Source organism: Pseudomonas sp. M2(2023) (assembly GCF_030263955.1).
GTDB lineage: Bacteria > Pseudomonadota > Gammaproteobacteria > Pseudomonadales > Pseudomonadaceae > Aquipseudomonas > Aquipseudomonas asiatica.
In genome coordinates this window covers 1,099,489-1,118,694 of record NZ_CP127114.1, presented here as the reverse complement: position 1 = coordinate 1,118,694, position 19,206 = coordinate 1,099,489, and the positions used below count along the sequence as shown (strand labels likewise).

At 64.0% G+C, this 19,206-nt stretch carries 15 protein-coding genes; 5 read left to right on the top strand and 10 right to left on the bottom strand.

The window, feature by feature from the left end; genetic code table 11:
* Positions 1 to 4: 4 nt before the first annotated feature.
* From QN085_RS05185 to edd, 10 genes are all read right to left on the bottom strand, one after another.
* Positions 5 to 1,297, bottom strand: a complete 1,293-nt coding sequence (locus tag QN085_RS05185) for a carbohydrate porin (protein WP_230397116.1) — start codon at positions 1,295 to 1,297, stop codon at positions 5 to 7.
* 101 nt (positions 1,298 to 1,398) lie between these two features.
* A complete protein-coding gene (locus QN085_RS05180) occupies positions 1,399 to 2,553 on the bottom strand; it encodes an ABC transporter ATP-binding protein (RefSeq protein ID WP_013971127.1) in 1,155 nt (384 codons plus the stop codon).
* A gap of 3 nt (positions 2,554 to 2,556) precedes the next feature.
* Positions 2,557 to 3,402 (bottom strand): carbohydrate ABC transporter permease, encoded by an 846-nt coding sequence (locus QN085_RS05175; protein WP_285689754.1) that lies wholly within the window; start codon positions 3,400 to 3,402, stop codon positions 2,557 to 2,559.
* Positions 3,395 to 4,303, bottom strand: a complete 909-nt coding sequence (locus tag QN085_RS05170; RefSeq protein ID WP_013971125.1) for a carbohydrate ABC transporter permease — start codon at positions 4,301 to 4,303, stop codon at positions 3,395 to 3,397. Before QN085_RS05170 ends, QN085_RS05175 begins: the two co-directional genes overlap by 8 nt.
* A 197-nt stretch (positions 4,304 to 4,500) precedes the next feature.
* Positions 4,501 to 5,787: an ABC transporter substrate-binding protein gene (locus tag QN085_RS05165; RefSeq protein ID WP_023663604.1), complete on the bottom strand. Its 1,287-nt coding sequence runs from the start codon at positions 5,785 to 5,787 to the stop codon at positions 4,501 to 4,503.
* 104 nt (positions 5,788 to 5,891) lie between these two features.
* Positions 5,892 to 7,142 (bottom strand): D-mannose isomerase, encoded by a 1,251-nt coding sequence (locus QN085_RS05160; RefSeq protein WP_023663605.1) that lies wholly within the window; start codon positions 7,140 to 7,142, stop codon positions 5,892 to 5,894.
* Positions 7,143 to 7,383: 241 nt separating this feature from the next.
* On the bottom strand, positions 7,384 to 8,838 hold the full coding sequence (locus tag QN085_RS05155; protein WP_023663606.1) for an ATP-binding protein: 1,455 nt from the start codon (positions 8,836 to 8,838) through the stop codon (positions 7,384 to 7,386).
* Positions 8,819 to 9,544, bottom strand: a complete 726-nt coding sequence (gene gltR / locus QN085_RS05150; RefSeq protein WP_003257963.1) for a two-component system response regulator GltR — start codon at positions 9,542 to 9,544, stop codon at positions 8,819 to 8,821. Before gltR ends, QN085_RS05155 begins: the two co-directional genes overlap by 20 nt.
* A gap of 70 nt (positions 9,545 to 9,614) precedes the next feature.
* Entirely contained in the window at positions 9,615 to 10,574 is a 960-nt protein-coding gene (locus QN085_RS05145) for a glucokinase (protein WP_013971121.1), read from the bottom strand.
* Positions 10,571 to 12,397, bottom strand: coding sequence for a phosphogluconate dehydratase (gene edd / locus QN085_RS05140; protein WP_013971120.1), 1,827 nt, complete (start codon positions 12,395 to 12,397; stop codon positions 10,571 to 10,573). Before edd ends, QN085_RS05145 begins: the two co-directional genes overlap by 4 nt.
* 265 nt (positions 12,398 to 12,662) lie before the next feature.
* Here edd and gap point away from each other — a divergent pair, with 265 nt between their 5' ends.
* From gap to QN085_RS05115, 5 genes are all read left to right on the top strand, one after another.
* Positions 12,663 to 13,664: a type I glyceraldehyde-3-phosphate dehydrogenase gene (gap, locus tag QN085_RS05135; RefSeq protein ID WP_041506241.1), complete on the top strand. Its 1,002-nt coding sequence runs from the start codon at positions 12,663 to 12,665 to the stop codon at positions 13,662 to 13,664.
* A 269-nt stretch (positions 13,665 to 13,933) separates the two neighbouring features.
* The gene (locus tag QN085_RS05130; RefSeq protein WP_023661111.1) at positions 13,934 to 14,446 is read left to right on the top strand and encodes an RNA polymerase sigma factor; all 513 of its coding nucleotides are present in this window, start codon (positions 13,934 to 13,936) and stop codon (positions 14,444 to 14,446) included.
* 71 nt (positions 14,447 to 14,517) lie between these two features.
* The gene (locus QN085_RS05125) at positions 14,518 to 15,480 is read left to right on the top strand and encodes a FecR family protein (protein WP_031324456.1); all 963 of its coding nucleotides are present in this window, start codon (positions 14,518 to 14,520) and stop codon (positions 15,478 to 15,480) included.
* 267 nt (positions 15,481 to 15,747) lie between these two features.
* Positions 15,748 to 18,351: a TonB-dependent receptor gene (locus QN085_RS05120; RefSeq protein ID WP_013971117.1), complete on the top strand. Its 2,604-nt coding sequence runs from the start codon at positions 15,748 to 15,750 to the stop codon at positions 18,349 to 18,351.
* A 221-nt stretch (positions 18,352 to 18,572) separates the two neighbouring features.
* A complete protein-coding gene (locus tag QN085_RS05115; protein WP_013971116.1) occupies positions 18,573 to 19,166 on the top strand; it encodes a biliverdin-producing heme oxygenase in 594 nt (197 codons plus the stop codon).
* Positions 19,167 to 19,206 lie beyond the last annotated feature (40 nt).

Sequence of the window (19,206 nt, the reverse complement as noted above, 5' to 3'; positions counted from 1 at the left end):
GCTCTCAGAATGACGACTGAATCTTCAACCCTGCGACCAGCGCGTTGTCCACCTCATCCACGCCGCCGGGGCTCTTGATGTACTGCAGGTTGGGCCGCACGGTCAGCCAGTTGGTGACGTGGAAGCCGTAGTAGAGCTCGGCGTTGTACTCGGTACGCTGCAGCGGCACGAAGCCTGGGTTGTCGTAATCGCTGATGCCGCTCTGGGCGTTGAGCAGTTCGGCGCGTTTCTTCACATCGTCATTCACATGAATGCGCGCCACGCCGAAGCCGATATCGTCCTTGGGCCGGGCGTCGAATGCGCCTTTGTAGACCAAGCCCAGTTGCTGATAGTTGTCGACGACGTTGGTGGCCTTGTCGTGCACGGTGAAGTTGGCGAACAGGCTCAGGCCACGGTTTACATCGCCGCCATGGGCAGTGACCTGCTGCTGTGCCACCACCCACCAGCCATGCTTGCTGGAGTGCGACTTGAAGGCCTCGCCCGTCAGCGCCTGCGGGTTGCCGTTGACGTCATCGAACACATCGTCGGCCTTGGCCGTGCTGTAGTAATAACCCAGGCGGTACTCGCCCGGCAGGCCATTGACCTTGGGTGACCACACCGCTTCCACCGGCAGGATCGCGCCTTTGGTGCCGCTGCCACTGAGCTTGAAGCCGTTGCCGGTTTCCAGGTTGGAAGGGTTCTGCTCGAAGGCACCGACCTGAACGAAGAATTCCGGGGTGATGTTGTATTTCACCCGCAGCGCCCACTGGCTGACCGGCCAGTTGTACCAGATGCCGCCAACCCAGTTGCCCACCTGCGAGCCGCAGAAGGCCAGGTTCTGGAAGTCGCAGGGGAAACTGTTGAAGTCCTCGCCCTCGCCGAAGCGGCCGAATTTCACGTCCAGTGCGCCGTCGAAGTACTTCTGCTTGACCCACATCTGGGTCAGGCGCCAGGTCTGGCCGCGGCCCCACACCTCCTGCACCGAGCTGAACTGCCCGGCGCGCGGGTCGCTGATGCGGTCGTTGGACAGGTTGCGGCCGCTGCGCTCGGTGATCGCCAGCTTGAACTCGGCGTCGTGCCAGCCAAAGATTTTCTGCAGGTCCAGGTGCGCGCCGAGGGCGAACTGGTCGCTGTAGCGCGCAGTCTTGTCGTCGTTGTATCCACCGTGCAGGTTACCGGCAACCTCGCCGACGTAATCGAGGGTGAAGTCATAGCCCTTTTCCAGCAACTCGGTGCGGGTGCCGCCCCAGTCGCCGGTCATCCACTTCGATTCGCTGGAGAAAGCTTCGGCAGCCTGAACGCTGCTGCCAACAGCCATCGCCAGTGGCGCGAGCAAGGCCAGCGAGCCCAATGTCCTGATGCGTTTGCGCTGTTCCATCCCTTTGCGTCCTCTTTTTCTTATTTGATGGTGTAGACGAGTTATCGGCCCTTGAAGTGCGCCACGTTGTCTTTCATGGTTGCAGCAGTGGTGGCCAGGTGCAGGCGCTCGCCGCTGGCGGCGTCGAACAGCAGCACCCGGGCTGGGTCGAATTGCAGGTTCAGGTTATCGCCGACCCGGCACGCCACATCCGGCGCCAGGCGGCAGCAGACCTTGGTCTGGTTGAGGGTGACGAATACCAGCAGGTCTGGCCCGGTGGGCTCGGTCACCTGCACCTCGGCGCGAATGCCGGGCAGGCCATTGCCCTCGGCTGCGCCCAGGGCAATCTGCTCGGGGCGGATGCCGAGGATCACCTCGCGGCCATCCATCTCGTCCGCGGCCATTCCCAAGGGCAGCTCGCAACGCGCCTGGCCGCTGTCGAGCACGGCCAGCAGGCGCCCGTCCTGTTGCGTGAGGCGCACCGGGATGAAATTCATCGGCGGCGAGCCGATGAAGCTGGCGACGAACTGGTTGGCCGGATCGTTGTAGATTTGCTGCGGGGTGCCGAACTGCTGGATGATGCCGTCCTTCATCACCGCCACCTTGTCGCCCAGGGTCATGGCCTCGATCTGGTCATGGGTGACGTACACGGTGGTGGTCTTCAGGCGCTGGTGCATCAGCTTCATTTCGGTGCGCATCTCGACGCGCAACTTGGCATCGAGGTTGGACAGCGGTTCATCGAACAGGTAGATCTTCGGCCGCCGTGCCAGCGCCCGGCCCATGGCCACGCGCTGTTGCTGGCCACCGGACAGCTGCGCCGGCTTGCGTGCCAGCAAGTGCTCGATCTGCAACAGCTTGGCCACCCTCGCCACTTCCTCGTCGATTGCAGCTTGCGGCAGCTTGCGGATCTTCAGGCCGAACTCGATGTTCTCGCGCACGCTCATGGTCGGGTACAGCGCGTAGGACTGAAACACCATGGCGATGTCGCGGTCCTTGGGGCTCATGCCGCTGACGTCCTGCTGGTCGATGAGTATCGCGCCGCCGGTGATCTGCTCCAGCCCGGCGATGCAGTTCATCAAGGTCGACTTGCCGCAGCCCGAGGGGCCGACCAGGATCAGGAACTCGCCATCCTTGATCGACAGCTGGATGTCCTTGAGGGTGTCCGGCAAACCGCTGCCGTAGGTCTTGTTCACATTGCGAAGTTCGAGCGTTGCCATGACTTACCCCTTTACCGCGCCAGCAGTCAGCCCGCGGACGAAATATTTGCCTGCCACCACGTAGACCAGCAGGGTTGGCAGGCCGGCGATCATCGCCGCCGCCATGTCGACGTTGTATTCCTTGGCCCCGGTGCTGGTATTGACCAGGTTGTTCAGGGCCACGGTAATCGGTTGCGAATCGCCGCTGGAGAACACCACGCCGAACAGGAAGTCGTTCCAGATCTGGGTGAACTGCCAGATCAGGCAGACCATGATGATCGGCGTGGACATCGGCAGGATGATGCGGCGGAAGATGGTGAAGAACCCGGCACCGTCCAGACGCGCGGCCTTGACCAGCGCATCGGGGATGCTTACGTAGAAGTTGCGGAAGAACAGCGTGGTGAAGGCCAGGCCGTAGACCACGTGTACCAGCACCAGGCCGGTCGTGGTGCTGGCCAGGCCGAGCTTGCCGAGGGTGAACGAGGCCGGCAGCAGTACAGTCTGGAACGGCAGGAAGCAGCCGAACAGCAGCAGGCCGAAGAACAGCTGCGAACCGCGGAAGCGCCACATCGACAGCACATAGCCGTTCAGCGCGCCGATGGCAGTGGAGATCAGCACCGCTGGCACGGTGATCATGATCGAATTCCAGAAGTAACCGCTGACCGTGCTCCAGGCCTTGACCCAACCGATGCTGGTAAATACTGCCGGCCAGCTCAGCAGGTTGCCGGTGCTGATGTCTTCCGGGGTCTTGAAGCTGGTCAGCAGCATCACCACCAGCGGTACCAGGTACAGCAGCACCGCCAGCAACAGCACGGCGTGGATGGCGATGCGGCTCGGGCTCAGCACCGCTTTGTCGAGAGGGCTATGCATGGCGTTTGCTCCGCAGCTCCGAGTACAGGTAAGGCACGAGGATCGCCAGGATCGCCCCGAGCATCAGGATGGCGCTGGCCGAGCCCATGCCCATCTGGCCGCGGCTGAAGGTGAACGAATACATGAACATCGCCGGCAGGTCGGACGAGTAGCCTGGGCCGCCGGCAGTCATGGCCGCCACCAGGTCGAAGCTCTTGATGGCAATGTGCGCGAGGATCATCAGCGAGCTGAAGAACACCGGGCGCAGACTGGGCAGTACCACGCGCCAGTAGATGCGCGGCAGGCTGGCGCCGTCGATCTGCGCGGCACGGATGATCGACGGGTCGACGCCACGCAGGCCGGCAAGGAACATTGCCATGATGAAACCCGAGGCCTGCCACACGGCGGCGATCACCAGGCAGTACACCACCCGGTCGGGATCGATCAGCCAGTCCAGGCGAAAGCCCTCCCAGCCCCAGTCACGCAGCAGCTTGTCCAGGCCCATGCCGGGGTTGAGCAGCCACTTCCAGGCGGTACCGGTGACGATCATCGACAGCGCCATGGGGTACAGGTAGATGGTTCGGATGAAACCTTCGCGACGGATGCGCTGGTCCAGCAAGACCGCCAGCACTACGCCGATGACCAGGCTGATGGCGATGAACAGGCCGCCGAACAGCAGCAGGTTCTTGCTTGCCACCCACCAGCGGTCGTTGTCGAACAGCCGGGCGTATTGCGCCAGGCCGGCCCATTTGTAGGTCGGCAGGAAGGTCGAGGTGGTGAAGGACAGAACGAAGGTCCAGAGGATGTAGCCGTAGAAGCCCACTAGGATGATGAACATGCTAGGCGCCAGCACCAGCTTGGGCAGCCAGCGCTGTAGCGCGTCCAGGGGTGAGGCCCGCAGTTGGGCGGTTGCTGTGGTCATGGTTCACCTCAAAGGCACAACGGCCCGCTTTTGTGGGAGCGGCCTTGTGTCGCGAAAGGGCTGCGAAGCAGCCCCGGGGGCCTGATGAACGAAACTGTTCTGGAAGGACTGCGCTGCCTGGTTCTGGGACCGCTTTGCGGTCCTTTTCGCGACGCAAGGCCGCTCCCACAGTCAGGCTGCGTTAGCCTCCGAGCTGCTTACTGGGCAGCCTTGATCGCCGCCGCCAGCTTCTTCGCCGCATCGGCCGGGTCGGCCTTGGGGTCGTTGATGTAGTTGGTCACCACATCGAAGAACGCGCCCTGCACGGCCAGCGTGGTGGCCATGTTGTGCGCCATGCTCGGCTGCAGGCCGCCATTTTTGGCATCGGCCAGGAAGTCCTTGGCAGAGGTCTGCGCGCAGGCGTCGAAACCATACTTGCCCATGTCGGCCAGCATGTCGTTGCGCACCGGGATCGAGCCTTTGTTGCTGCTGAAGACCTTCTGGAAGTCCTCACCCAGCACCTTGCGGGCAATGTCCTGCTGGCCGGCAGACGTGCCGGCGTCGTTCTGCTTGAACACCACCAGCGAGTCGATGTTGTACAGGAAGGCCTTTTCGGTGCCGGGGAACGGCACACACTGGTAGTCCTTGCCGGCGGTCTTCTTCGCCAGGGTCCATTCGCTCTTGGCCCAGTCGCCCATGATCTGCATGCCGGCCTTGCCGTTGATGACCTTGGCCGCTTCCAGGTTCCAGTCCTGGCCTTTGCCATCCGGGTCCATGTAGGTGGCGACCTTTTTCAGTTCGGTCAGCGCCTTGACCATCTGCGGGCCAGTCAAGGCCGTGCTGTCGAGGTCGACCAGGGCCTTCTTGTAGCCATCGGCCCCCATGACCGCCAGCACCACGCTTTCGAACACGGTGCTGTCCTGCCACGGCTGGCCGCCATGGGCGAGCGGGATGAAGCCGGCGGCCTTGAGCTTGTCGGCGGCGGCATAGAATTCGTCGAGGGTGGCTGGCGCCTTGTCGATCCCGGCCTTCTTGAAGACCTCGGGATTGATCCACAGCCAGTTGATGCGGTGGATGTTCACCGGCACGGCGACATAGTCACCGTCGTACTTGACGGTGTCCGCGACCTTCTTGTCGAGCAGTGAGTCCCACTTTTCTTCCTTGGCCACATTCTTGAGCACATCGGCGTCGAGCAGGCCGGTGGCAGCCCAGTCCTGGATGTCCGGGCCCTTGATCTGCGCGACACCCGGCGGGTTGCCGGCCACGGCGCGGCTCTTGAGTACGGTCATGGCGGTGGCACCACCACCACCGGCGACGGCGCCGTCCTTCCAGGTGAAGCCATCTTTTTCGACCTGGGCCTTGAGCACATCGACCGCCGCTTTTTCACCACCGGAGGTCCACCAGTGCACGACCTCGACACTGCCTTTGGCATCGGCAGCCAAGGCACTCAGCGGGAACAAGGAGGCCAGTGAGATTGCGGCAGCGAGACGGAGCGTGGAATTCATCGAAGCACCTTTCTTGTTGTTATGCCGTGCAAGTCGATCGCTTGCGTTGCATGAAGTCTAAACAGCGTGCTCGCCTCGCCAGGTAACGAAGCGATGCGTGAATGTCATCGTTTGGTTACATTGCCGGCAAAGCTGCAGGCCAGGCTGGGTGCCAGTGGCAAGCCCGGCAGCAGCAGCGCCTGGTAGGCATGGTAGAGGTCGGGTTTGCCTGGCCAGATGGTCGCGGCCGGCTGGTTGTGCGCATCGAGTTCGTGGTGCCAGCTGCCAGCGCCATGGTCAATGAAATGGTTGGCGATGAAGTCCCAGCAACGGCGGTACCACTGTTCGTAGTGCCTGTCGCCCGTGCGCTGCAACAGTGCTGCTGCGGCGGCGCAGGCTTCGGCATGTACCCAGTGCAGGCGTGCGCGCACCACCGGGCGATCGTCCCAGTCCAGGGTGTAGACGAAACCGGGCGCGCCATCGACGTTCCAGGCCTGCTGGCAGGCTGTGTCGAATAATGCGCGGGCGCAGTCTGGCAGCCACCGCGGGGCTTGCAGGCCGGACCGTTCCAGGCTGGCCTCCAGGTGCAGCAGCAACCGCGCCCACTCCAGGGCATGCCCGGGCGTGGAGCCATAAGGCCGGAAGTGGTCTGCCGGGTACGCCTGGTTGTAGTGCGGCAGCGGCTGCCAGAGGGCGTCGAAATGCTCGATGACCCGGTAGCCGTTGGCGGCGGCATGGGTATGGATGATGCGTTCGGCGATGCGCAAGGCGCGTTGCAGCCACAGGTTGTCGCCAGTTACGTCTGCCAGGGCCAGGAAGGCCTCGACCGCATGCATGTTGCTGTTGGCGCCACGGTACTGCTCGGGCAACTGCCAGGCGCGGGAGAAGGCTTCCCGCAGGGCACCCTCCTCTTCGCTCCAGAAATGCGCTTCGAGCACCTGCACCGCGTCTGCCAGCAGGGCTGGTGCACCACCAGCACCTGCCATTACCGCCGAGCTGGCGGCCAGGGCGACAAAGGCATGCAGGTAAGCCGCCTTGCCGCTGTCGTCATGGCCACCGGGGTGAGCGAACCAGCCGCCGTAGGTGGCATCCTGCAGCGCGCCACGCAGTGCGGCCACGCCGTGTTCGGCATAGGCCAGGTAGCCGGGCACCCCTTGCAGGTGGGCCAGGGCAAAACAGTGGGTCATGCGGGCGGTGATCAGGGTTTCGGCGCGGGCACCGGGTGCAAGCAGGCCTGCGGCGTCGAGGCTACCGAAGCCATCGGGCAGTTTCGAAGCCGTGGCGAAGGCCAGCAGGCGTTGCCCTTCTGCCATGCGCCAGGCGTTGTGGGCCGGGGCGTCGAGCCAGCGGGTGGAAGCCAGGTTGGAGGTGCTCATGGGGCCAGCTTGATCCTTGCCAGTCGTCTGCGAATTCTAGTGAGCGGGCCTGGATGGGAATGTCACCAAGGAGGGTGGGTTTGTCACCAGCCAGTGACATTTGTGTTGCCTGTGCCGGCCTCTTCGCGGGTAAACCCGCTCCTACAAGTTTTTGCGTTAGCCTCGGAGTCTGTATGGACCTGTGAGGTCTTTGTGGGAGCGGGTTTACCCGCGAAGGGGCCGGTAGAGGCAATACAACCCTTCAGTCCATGCCCCGCGGCAGATACAAGGTCACCCGCAACCCGCCCTCACGCAGGTTCAGCAAGCTCACCTCCCCGCCATGGCTATGGGCAATGTTGCGCGCAATCCCCAACCCCAGCCCGTACCCCTGCTGCTTCCCGGCCAGACGGAAGTGCGGCTCGAACACCTGCTCCAGCTGCTGCTGCGGCACCCCCGGCCCCTGGTCATCCACCTGCAGGACAAACCCCTCGGCATTGTCGATGATGCGCAACCGTGCCCGCTCGCCGTACTTGATGGCATTGTCGATCAGGTTGCCGATGCAGCGCCGCAACGCCAGCGGCTTGCCCGGGTACGGCGCCAGCGCCCGGCCTTCGAGCGTTATGCGGCCATCGCCCAGGTAAGGCTCGGCCAGGATTTCCAGCACCTGGTTGAGATCGACCGGCTCGATGTTCTCGTGGATGTCGGTGTCCTTCACGCACTGCAACGCGCCTTTGACCAGCAGTTCCAGCTCGTCCAGATCCTGGCTGAACTTGGCCTGCAGGCGCTCGTCCTCCAGCAGCTCGACGCGCAGGCGCAAGCGGGTGATCGGTGTGCGCAGGTCGTGGGAAATGGCGCTGAACAGCTGGCTGCGCTCGGTCAGGTATCGGCTGATGCGCTCGCGCATGCTGTTGAACGCACGCCCCACCTCGACCACCTCGCTGCCACCGCCTTCGGCCACCGGCGCTACATCGGCGCCCAGCGACATCTCCCGCGCAGCCCGCGCCAGGCGCTTGAGCGGCCAGCTTTGCCAGTGCACCAGCAAGCCGATGAACAACAGCAGCAAGGCCGTGGTCAGCACGATGAAGCCGATCTGTTGACGCGGCAGGCGCTCGGCCTCCAGGCTGGTGTAGGGTTCGGGCAGCAGCGAGGCGATGTACAGCCACTCACCCTCGCCCAGGCGGATCTGGGTTACCAGCACCGGCGGGTTGAGTGGCTCCAGGGTCAGCGAGTAATGGGCCCAGGACCGTGGCAGTTCGTCGAGCTTCAGCCCGCTGTTGAAGATACGCAGGTCGTCCGGCCCCACGAACTCCACGGAAATTTCCATCTGCGAACCCAGGCGCTCATGCAGCACTTGCTGGAACACATCGATCACCGCCTGCTTGCGTGGGGTAACGGGCAGTAGCGGCATGTCCAGCGGCTTGGCGTTGAGGGACACGAAAAAGCGCGTGCCGCCCATGCTGCGCAGCTGGTCGAGGACCATCGGCCGGTAGGCCACCGGCAACGAGCGGAAGTAGCTGACACTGGCACTCATCGAATGAGCCAGGCTGCTGGCGCTGGCACGCAGGCCCTGCAACTGGCTGGCGCGCAATTGGGCAACCCAGATGATGCTCGACAACCCCTGGGCCAGCAGCACTACCAGCAGGGTCAGCAGCAGCATGCGCCCCAGTAGCGAACGCGGCAGCAGACGCCAGCGCCGCTCAGGGCGCATTGCAGACATGGGCAGCCAACAGGTAACCGCTGCCGCGTACGGTGCGGATCAGCCGGGGTGGTTTGTCGGTATCGCGCAGGCGCTGGCGCAGGCGGCTGACCGCCATGTCGACGATGCGGTCCAGCGGCATCGGCTCGCGACCACGGGTGGCGTTGCCGATGGTGTCGCGGTCGAGGATCTGCTGTGGGTGGTCGAGGAACAGCTTGAGCAGGGCGAAGTCGGCGCCGGAGAGAATCACTTCCTCACCGTCGCGATGGAACAGGCGGTGGCTGACCGTGTCCAGGCGCCAGTCGTCGAAGGCCAGCACCGCACTGCCCGGCGCCGCCTGGCCGAACTCGGCGCGGCGAAGCAGGGCCTTGATCCGCGCTTGCAGTTCGCGGGGGCTGAATGGCTTGCCCAGGTAGTCGTCGGCGCCCAGCTCCAGGCCGATGACCCGGTCGGTTTCGTCGGAGCTGGCGGTGAGCATGATGATCGGTACCCGTGCCTGTCGCGGGTGCTGGCGTACCCAGCGGCACAAGCTGAAGCCGTCTTCGTCGGGCAGCATGACATCGAGGATGACCAGGTCGCAGGGGGTGGTTTCCAGCGCGCGGCGAAAGCCCTTTCCGTCGGCTTCGGCATGCACCTGGAAGCCGGAGCGGCTCAGGTAGGTTTGCAGCAGTTCGCGGATTTCCTGGTCGTCGTCGACCATCAGGATTGATTTGCCGGCAGTGCTCAAGGTGGTCCGTCCTTTTGTTAGTTACAGGTCTTTGTTGCCTGTTTTTATTGGGGCCGCTTTGCGGCCCCAGTCAGTGAACCTGCGCCTGTTGCAAAGCCACCCCGGCCCCCAGCAACCCGGAAAACTCCGCCGTCACCAGCCAAACCGGCACGCCAGCGAAATAGCCACTCATGCAGCCCTTGTCGGAAAAACTCGCGGCAAACCCGCTGCGCAGGAACAGCTCGGCAAAGCGCGGGATCACGCCGCCGACAATATAGACCCCACCCCGTGCGCCCAGCGTCAGAACATTGTTACCAGCGACTCGGCCGAGGAACCGGCAGAACTGCTCGATCACCGCCAGCGCCCGCGGCTCGCCGCCGAGCGCGGCATCGGTGATCTGTGCCGGGGTCTTGTGTCGGGGTGTGTCGCCGTCCAGCGCGCAAATTGCCTGGTACAGGCGCAGCAGGCCACCGCCACTGAGCACGGTCTCGGCGCTGACATGGCCGATCTGCCCGTGAATCTGTTGGTGAATCGCCGCTTCGCGGGCATTGCCCACCGGCAGGTCGACGTGCCCGCCCTCTCCCGGCAAGGCATGCCAGTGCTGTTCGCCCAGGCGCAATAACGCGCCAACGCCCAGCCCGGTACCCGGGCCAATGACCAATGCCGGCCGAGACAGGTCCGCCTGGCCTGGGCATACTTCGCGGAATTCGCCGGGGCGCAGGCGGGTCATGCCCAGCGCCATAGCGGTAAAATCGTTGATCAGCAGCAGCCGCTCGACCTGCAATGTCTGGCAGAAGGCCACGCGGCTGAGGCGCCAGTGGTTGTTGGTGAAGCGGAACTCATCGCCATCGACCGGCCCGGCCACCGCCAGGCAGGCAGCAGTCACGCCGCCGCGGGGAATGCCCAAGCCTTCGAGGTAAGCCTCGATGGCCTGTTCCGGGCTGGTGTAGTCCTCGGTGGCAAAGACCTTCACTTCATGCAGCTGGTTGTCACGCCACAACGCAAAACGGGCATTGGTGCCGCCGATGTCGCCAACCAGCAGGTCCTTCATTTGAGGTTCTCCAGGGCCGAGGTGAACGCACTGGCGCCCTGCTCTGCCGGGCTGAACGCCATGCGCATGAAGCCGAACAGCTCGCGCCCGCAGCCCAGGTCGTTGCCCTGTGGCGCTGGCGGCAGGTCGCGGCTGGCCAATTCTTCAGCCGACACCATTACCCGCAGCGTGCCTTCGACACCATCGACCCGCACAATATCACCATCGCGCACCCGTGCCAGCGGGCCGCCGTCATAAGCCTCGGGGCAAACGTGAATGGCCGCCGGGATCTTGCCCGAGGCACCGGACATGCGACCGTCGGTGACCAGCGCCACCTTGAAGCCACGGTCCTGCAGCACACCGAGGAACGGTGTGAGCTTGTGCAGCTCCGGCATGCCGTTGCAGCGCGGGCCCTGGAAGCGCACCACGGCGACGAAGTCACGCTCCAGCTCGCCGGCCTTGAACGCATCGGCCAGCGACTGCTGGTCGTGGAACACCCGCGCCGGGGCCTCGACCACCTGGTGCTCGGGGGCAACAGCGGACACCTTCATCACGCCGCGGCCGAGGTTGCCCTCCATCACCCGCAGGCCGCCTTCGGCCGAGAACGGCCGCGCCACCGGGCGCAGGATGCTTTCGTCCAGGCTGTGCTGCGGCCCTTCGCGCCACACCAGCTTGCCGTTGTCGAGGAACGGCTCCTGGGTGTAGCGGCGCAGGCCATGGCCGGCCACGGTGTTGACATCTTCGTGCAGCAGCCCGGCATCGAGCAGCTCGCGGATCAGGAAGGCCATGCCGCCAGCGGCCTGGAAGTGGTTGATGTCGGCCTTGCCGTTGGGGTAGACGTGGGACAGGGTCGGCACCACCTCGGACAGGTCGGCCATGTCCTGCCAGGTCAGCTGGATACCCGCAGCCTGGGCAATCGCCGGGATGTGCAGGGTATGGTTGGTCGAGCCGCCGGTGGCATGCAGGGCGACGATGGAGTTGACCAACGCCTTCTCGTCGACGATTTCACCCAGCGGCATGAAGCTGCCGCTGGCCTTGGTCATGCGCGTGACCTGCTGCGCGGCCTCGGCGGTGAGCGCGTCGCGCAGCGGTGTGTACGGGTTGACGAACGAGGCGCCCGGCAGGTGCAGGCCCATCACCTCCATCACCAACTGGTTGGTATTGGCAGTGCCGTAGAAGGTGCAGGTGCCAGGACTGTGGTAGGACTTCATCTCCGACTCCAGCAGCTCTTCGCGGCTGGCCTTGCCTTCGGCGTAGCGCTGGCGCACATCGGCCTTCTGCTTGTTGGAAATGCCGGAGACCATCGGCCCGCCCGGAACGAAGATGGTCGGCAGGTGGCCGAAGCGCAGCGCCCCCATCATCAGGCCGGGGACGATCTTGTCGCAGATGCCCAGCATCAGCGCGGCGTCGAACATGTTGTGCGACAGGGCCACGGCAGTGGACATGGCGATCACTTCGCGGCTGGCGATGGCCAGCTCCATGCCCGGCTCGCCCTGAGTCACGCCATCGCACATGGCTGGCACGCCACCGGCGAACTGGCCGACCGAGCCGACTTCACGCAAGGCCTGCTTGATCTGCTCGGGGAAGTGCTGATACGGCTGGTGCGCCGAAAGCATGTCGTTGTAGGCCGAGACAATGGCCACGTTGGCCGCGTTCATCAGGCGCAGGGTCTGCTTGTCGTCGCTGCCGCAACCGGCCACGCCATGGGCGAAGTTGGCGCACTGCAGGCTGGCACGCATGGGGCCGTCACTGGCCGCGCCGCGAATCAGTTGCAGGTAGCGTTCGCGGGTGGCACGGCTACGTTCGACCAGCCGCTGGGTGACCTCAAGGATGCGCGGATGCATGTACTGGACTCCAGGCTAATTGTAAGGGCGGTTTGCCGGGCATTTCCCCTCCAAACGATTGCGGCCTAGGCTCAAGGTAGAGGAGCCCGCTGCATCGGTGGAGGCACGTCGCCCAACCACTCGTTGTATATTTAAACAAAATACTGCCACTAAAAAGGCTTGTTTTCTATCGTCAGGTGAATAATCTTGTAATTCCAACAACAAAACCGTTTCAGTGAAGCTCCTTTGTGCCACAGCTTTCACTCGGACTGCCAGAGGTACTGCCATGACCCTACGCATCGCCATCAATGGATTCGGCCGCATCGGGCGCAACGTCCTGCGCGCACTGTATACCCAAGGCTACCGCCAGGACCTGCAGGTCGTCGCCATCAACGACCTGGGCGACAGCGCCATGAATGCCCACCTGCTCAAGTACGACAGCGTGCACGGTACCTTCGACGCCAGTGTCGAGGCCGACCACGAAAGCCTCACGGTCAATGGTGACCGTATCGCGGTCAGTGCCATCCGCAACCCGGCCGAACTGCCCTGGAAGGCCGAGGCGATCGACGTGGTGTTCGAATGCACCGGGCTGTTCACCGAGCGTGCCAAGGCCGCCGCCCACCTGGCTGCGGGGGCTGGCAAGGTGATTGTCTCGGCACCGGCCAAAGGCGCCGATGCCACCGTGGTGTACGGGGTCAACCATGACATCCTGCGGGCCTCGCACCAGATCATCTCCAATGCCTCCTGCACTACCAACTGCCTGGCACCGATTGCCCAGGTGCTGCACCGCGAGTTCGGCATCGAACAGGGCCTGATGACCACCATCCATGCCTATACCAACGATCAGGTGCTGACCGATGTGTACCACGGCGACCCGTATCGTGCGCGTTCGGCAACCCAGTCGATGATCCCGAGCAAGACCGGCGCTGCCGAGGCCGTGGGCCTGGTATTGCCGGAGCTGGCCGGCAAGCTGACCGGCATGGCGGTACGGGTGCCGGTGATCAACGTGTCGCTGGTGGACCTCACGGTCAACCTCAAGCGCGAGGCCACGGCCGAACAGGTCAACCAGCTGTTCCTCGAGGCCAGCAAGCATTCCAGGGTATTGGGCTACAACGCCTTGCCGCTGGTTTCCTGCGATTTCAACCACAACCCGCTGTCGTCGATCTTCGATGCCAACCATACCCGGGCCAACGGGCGCATGCTCAAGGTGCTGGCCTGGTATGACAACGAGTGGGGGTTCTCCAACCGCATGCTGGATAACTGCCTGGCGTTGTGCCGCGCCCGCTGAGCTTCTCAGCCTGGCGGCCAATGTGGGTGTGCCCCTTGTGGGAGCGGCCTTGCGTCGCGAAAGGGCTGCAAAGCAGCCCTCGGACCTCAGCGGTGGTGCTGAGACCTCCGGGGCCGCTTTGCGGCCCTTTCGCGACGCAAGGCCGCTCCCACAAAAAGCATGCCGGCGCCTGCCACTCACAATCTTTACCTTTTCCTAACATTTCCAGGCTTGACCTTCGAGGAGGATGATAAGCATTATCATTAACCTTTCGTCGGCCAGGTCCCCCTGTGAGTCAGTCCCGGTTCAACTCTATCTTCCTCGTCCAGCGTCTTACCCTGCTGCGCACCCTGCAACGCATGGTGGGCAACCCCAATACGGCCGAGGACCTGTTGCAGGAAACCTACCTGCGGGTTTCCCGCGCGCTCGGTGAGCGGCCCATCGAACACATCGAGCCGTTCGTGTTCCAGACCGCGCGCAACCTGGCCCTCGACCATCTGCGCGCGCGCCGGGTGCAATCGCGCATGCTGGTCGACGACGTGCCCGACGAGGTCCTGCACAGCGTGGCCGCGCCGGCCACCAGCAGCGAGGATGCGGCCCATGCCGAGCAGTTGCTCAAGCACCTGAGTATCAGCCTCAAACAGCTGAGCGAACGTCAGCAGCGCATCTTCATACTAAGCCGGCTGCATGGCGCCACCTACCTGGAAATCGCCAGACAACTGAATGTTTCGCCCAGCACGGTACAGAAGGAACTGAAACTGATCATGGCGATCTGCATGGGTGTCGCCGACCGCCTCAAGTGAGGCAACCCAAAGCCCTTGCCACACTCCGCCTCAGCCTTGATCATTCGAAAAAAACCATTCAAGGATTCACCGTGACCAACAGCCCTGCCCCTCGCCCGTCACCCGCCGGGCCCAGCGCCCGTGCTCGTGCCATGGACGAGGCGCTGGACTGGCTGGTACGCCTGCAATGCGCCGACGCCGAGGACACCCAGGCCTTCGAAGCCTGGCTGAGCGCAGCGCCGGAAAATGCCGAGGCCTATGTCGAGGCAGAAGCATTGTGGAACGGCACACCGCTGCACCAGGTGGCCGTACAGATGCATAAGCAACAGCGCCGCTCGTGGCGCGGGCGCCTGCGCAGCCACTGGAAACCCCTGGCCACGGCAGCGCTGCTGCTGGTCGGGCTGTTCACCCTCGGCAACCTGCCCATGCGCCTGCAGGCCGACCACCTGACAGTGGTGGGAGAACGCCAGCGCCTGCAGCTGGAAGATGGGGCGAAAGTGCTGCTCAACACCAATTCGGCATTTGCCAGCGAGCAGCGTGATGGTCGCCAGGTCGCCCGCCTATTGCAGGGTGAGGCCTATTTTCAGGTCCCCGAGGGCGCGCTGCTGCCACTGGAAGTGCAGGCCGGGCCATTGCGCGCGCAGGTGCGCGACACCGACTTTGCCGTGCGCTACCTCGACGGCGAGGCACAGGTGCGGGTGCAGCGCGGCGATGTCGACCTGCAGGGGGCCCGCGACCAGCGCATCCGCCTGAGCGCCGGCGACAGCATCAGCGTCGGCCCCCAGGGATTCGGCAAGCGCCAGCGCCCCGACATGCACAAGGACCTGGCCTGGGTCGACGGCCGCCTGGTGTTCGAGAACTGCCCGCTGAGCCAGGTGCTGGCCGAGGTGCAGCGCTACTACCCGGGCTGGATCATCAACCGCAATGCGCAGCTGGAAGACATGGCGGTCACCGGCAACTACCGCCTCGACCAACCGCTGGAAACCCTGCGTGCGCTGGCCCACATCACCTCGGCACAGCTGCATGAGTACCCGGCGCTGGTCATTCTGAACTGATCCGCAAATCTGAAACCCGACACGGTCCCTGTGGGAGCGGGCGTGCCCGCGAACACGGGCAACGCCCGTGCCATCCACCGCGGTGCCTGTTTCGCGGGCATGCCCGCTCCCACAGAAATCGCGATACAGACCGCCAAACCGCAATCCAACTTTTTTTACGCAGTCACGCTACCCCGCCCGTCTCGTTATAGCCAATGCAACTGATTCTCGTTTGAAAACGAGGACAGCCATCACCTATAACAGTCCGCGCGTCAGGGAGCGCTTCCGATGTCCACAGGTCCTACCCGCCCCTCCACCCTTCCTCGCCATGGAGGGCAACTGTCCCTCCTGAGCCTTTCCCTACTGAACCTCGCCCTGCTCGCCAGCGGCGCCATCAGCCTGCCGGCACTGGCCGCCGAACCGGCACAGGCCAGCAGCCCGCGCATGGGCGACTACCGCTTCAGCATCGGCCAGCAGCCGCTGGTTTCGGCCATCAATGCTTTCAGCCAGGTCACCGGCTGGCAGGTCGGCTTCAGCGCCGAACTGGCCGACGGCGTGGCATCGCCAGGGGTGCAGGGTTCGTTACCGCCGGAAGCCGCGCTCAAGCGCCTGCTGCACGGCACCGGCCTGGGCTTTCGCAAGATCAGCAACGGCAATGTGGTGCTCGAACGCCAGGCCAGCGCCAATGTGATTGCCCTGCAGCAGGTGACCGTCAGCGCCACCCGCAGCGCCCAGGACGTCAGCCAGGTGCCGAGCACCGTCAGCGTGCAGACCCGCGAGCAACTGGACCGGCAGAACGTGAACAACATCCAGGACCTGGTGCGCTACGAACCAGGTGTGTCGGTAGCCGGCACCGGCCAGCGCAGCGGCCTGAACGGCTACAACATCCGTGGTATCGATGGCGAGCGCATCCTCACCCAGGTGGACGGCGTGTCGATCCCCGACAGCTTCTTCTTCGGCCCCTACGCCCAGACCCAGCGCAACTACGTTGACCCGGAGATCGTCAAGCGTGTGGAAATCCTTCGCGGCCCGGCCTCGGTGCTGTATGGCAGCAACGCCATCGGCGGAGCGGTGAGCTACTTCACCCTCGACCCGGACGACATCATCAAGCCTGGCAAGGACGCCGGTGCCCGCCTGAAGACCGGCTACAGCTCGGCCGACGAAAGCTGGCTGACCTCCGCCACCGTCGCCGGCCGCCAGGGCGACTTCGACGGCCTGTTGCACCTGAGCCAGCGCAACGGTCACGAAACCGAGACCCACGGCGGCCACAGCGGTGACGGCCTGGCGCGTACCGAAGCCAACCCGATGGACGTGCGCACCACAAACGTGCTGGCCAAGCTGGGCTGGAACTACGCCGACGAAGCGCGCCTGGGCTTCACCTACGAGCGCTACAAGGATGATCGCGACCAGAACATCCTCAGTGCGGTGGGCGGGCCTTTCATTCCTGGCTTTGGTGCCCCAGGTTACTACAAGGCGCGTAACGGCAACGACACCGTCACCCGCGAACGCCTTGGCATCAACCATGAGTTCGGCCTGGATTCGCTGGTCGCCGACCATGTGAAGTGGAGCCTGAACTACCAGATCGCCAAGACCGACCAGCACACCGAGGAAGTCTACGCACCGCCTGGCCGTCAGGTACTGCGTACCCGAGACACTCTGTACAAGGACCGCCAGTGGGTATTCGACGCCCAGCTGGACAAGGCCTTCAGCCTCGGCGCCACCGACCACCTGCTGACCTACGGCACCACCCTCAAGCACGAGAAGGTCACCGGTTCGCGCAGCGGCACTGGCACCTGCCTGGCCGTTGGTTCAGGTTGTTCTGGCGCTGGCGCCGAGCGCCCGGCAGACGGCCAGGCCCTGGTCAGCGACTTCCCGGACCCGACGGTGAACACCTACAGCCTGTTCGTGCAGGATGAAATCCGCTGGAACAACTGGACCTTCATGCCTGGTGCTCGTTACGACTACACGCGCATGGAGCCCAGGTTCACCGAGGAATTCCTGCGTGGCCTGGAGTCCAGCGGTACCGCACCTATCTCCCAGGACGACTCGGACAAGAAGTGGCATCGCGTCTCGCCCAAGTTCGGCCTGACCTACGCCTTCAACGACAACTACACCTGGTATGGCCAGTACGCCGAAGGTTTCCGCACCCCGACTGCCAAATCCATGTACGGGAAGTTTGAGAACATCGAGCAAGGCTACCGCGTCGAAGGCAACCCGGGTCTCGAACCCGAAAAGAGCAAAAGCTATGAAACCGGCCTGCGTGGCAACTTCGACGCCGGTAATTTCGACGTGGCGGTGTTCTACAACAAGTACCGCGACTTCATCGACGAAGATGCCGTACAAAGCGCCAACCTGGAGCAGACCTTCAAGGCCAACAACATCAAGCACGCCACCATCAAGGGTACCGAGGTCAAGGGCCGCCTGAACCTGGACCACTTCGGTGCGCCGCAGGGCCTGTATACCCAGGGCTCGATCGCCTACACCTATGGCCGCAACGATGACACCGGCGAGCCACTGAACAGCGTCAACCCGCTCAAGGGCGTGTTCGGCCTGGGTTACGAACAACAACACTACGGCGGCCTGCTGAGCTGGACATTGGTCAAGCGCAAGACCCGCGTCGACGACAGCACCTTCTACTCGCCCGACGGTTCGAGCTCCAAGTTCCGCACCCCGGGCTACGGGGTGCTGGACCTGACCGGTTACTACAAGGTCACCGACGACGTGACCATCAACGCCGGCCTGTACAACCTCACCGACAAGAAGTACTGGCAGTGGGATTCGGTACGCAGCTACGACGGCCAGGGTGAAGCGGCCGTGACTCAGCCGGCCAACATCGACCGCCTGACCATGCCGGGGCGCAACTTCGGCATCAATGTGGTTTGGGATATCTGACCTGGATTATCGCTGACAGGTTTGTTTCGTCAGTGCCGGCCTCTTCGCGGGTAAACCCGCTCCCACAGGTATCGCGCAGACCTCGGGCCTGTGATGTCCCTGTGGGAGCGGGTTTACCCGCGAAGAGGCCAGCACTACCAGCACAAATACCAGCTTTTTTTACTGTCCCGCCCCCGCTATTTCGTCTTGTCTCTAGACGCCCCTTTTCCAAGGACTGCCCCATGACCGACCGCCCAGCCCTGCGCTCCCAGCGCCTCAACCAGATCACCCACGCCCCCCACGCCGAACTTGATGCCCTGGTCAAAGCCCACGCGCCCTTCGACAGCCGCGAAAGCTTCGCCCGCTTCGTGGTCGCCCAGTACCTGTTCCAGGCCGAGCTGCAGGCCCTGTACAACGACCCGCAACTGATCGCCATCATCCCCGACCTTGCCGAGCGCTGCCGTGCCGAACAGGCCCGTCTGGACCTCGCCGACCTTGACACCGAAATACCACCAGCCGTGCCGGGCGCCCTGCGCAACCCGAGCCTGGGCGAGGCAATGGGCTGGATCTTCGTCTCCGAAGGCTCCAAACTGGGCGCTGCGTTTCTGATCAAGCGTGCCGTGGCCCTGGAACTGTCCGACAGCTTCGGTGCCCGACACCTGGGCGAACCGGCCGGTGGCCGTGCCGAAGGCTGGAAACAGTTCACCCGCATTCTTGATGGCCTGGCCCTGTCGGCCGAAGAGGAAGCCGCTGCCGAACGCGGCGCAATTGCTGCCTTCGAGCGCTTCACCAAGCTGCTCAAGCATGCCTATGCTGCAGATGCCGCGCTGGTTTGACACGCCATACCCCGGCCACCCTACCGGTGGCCGAACCGCT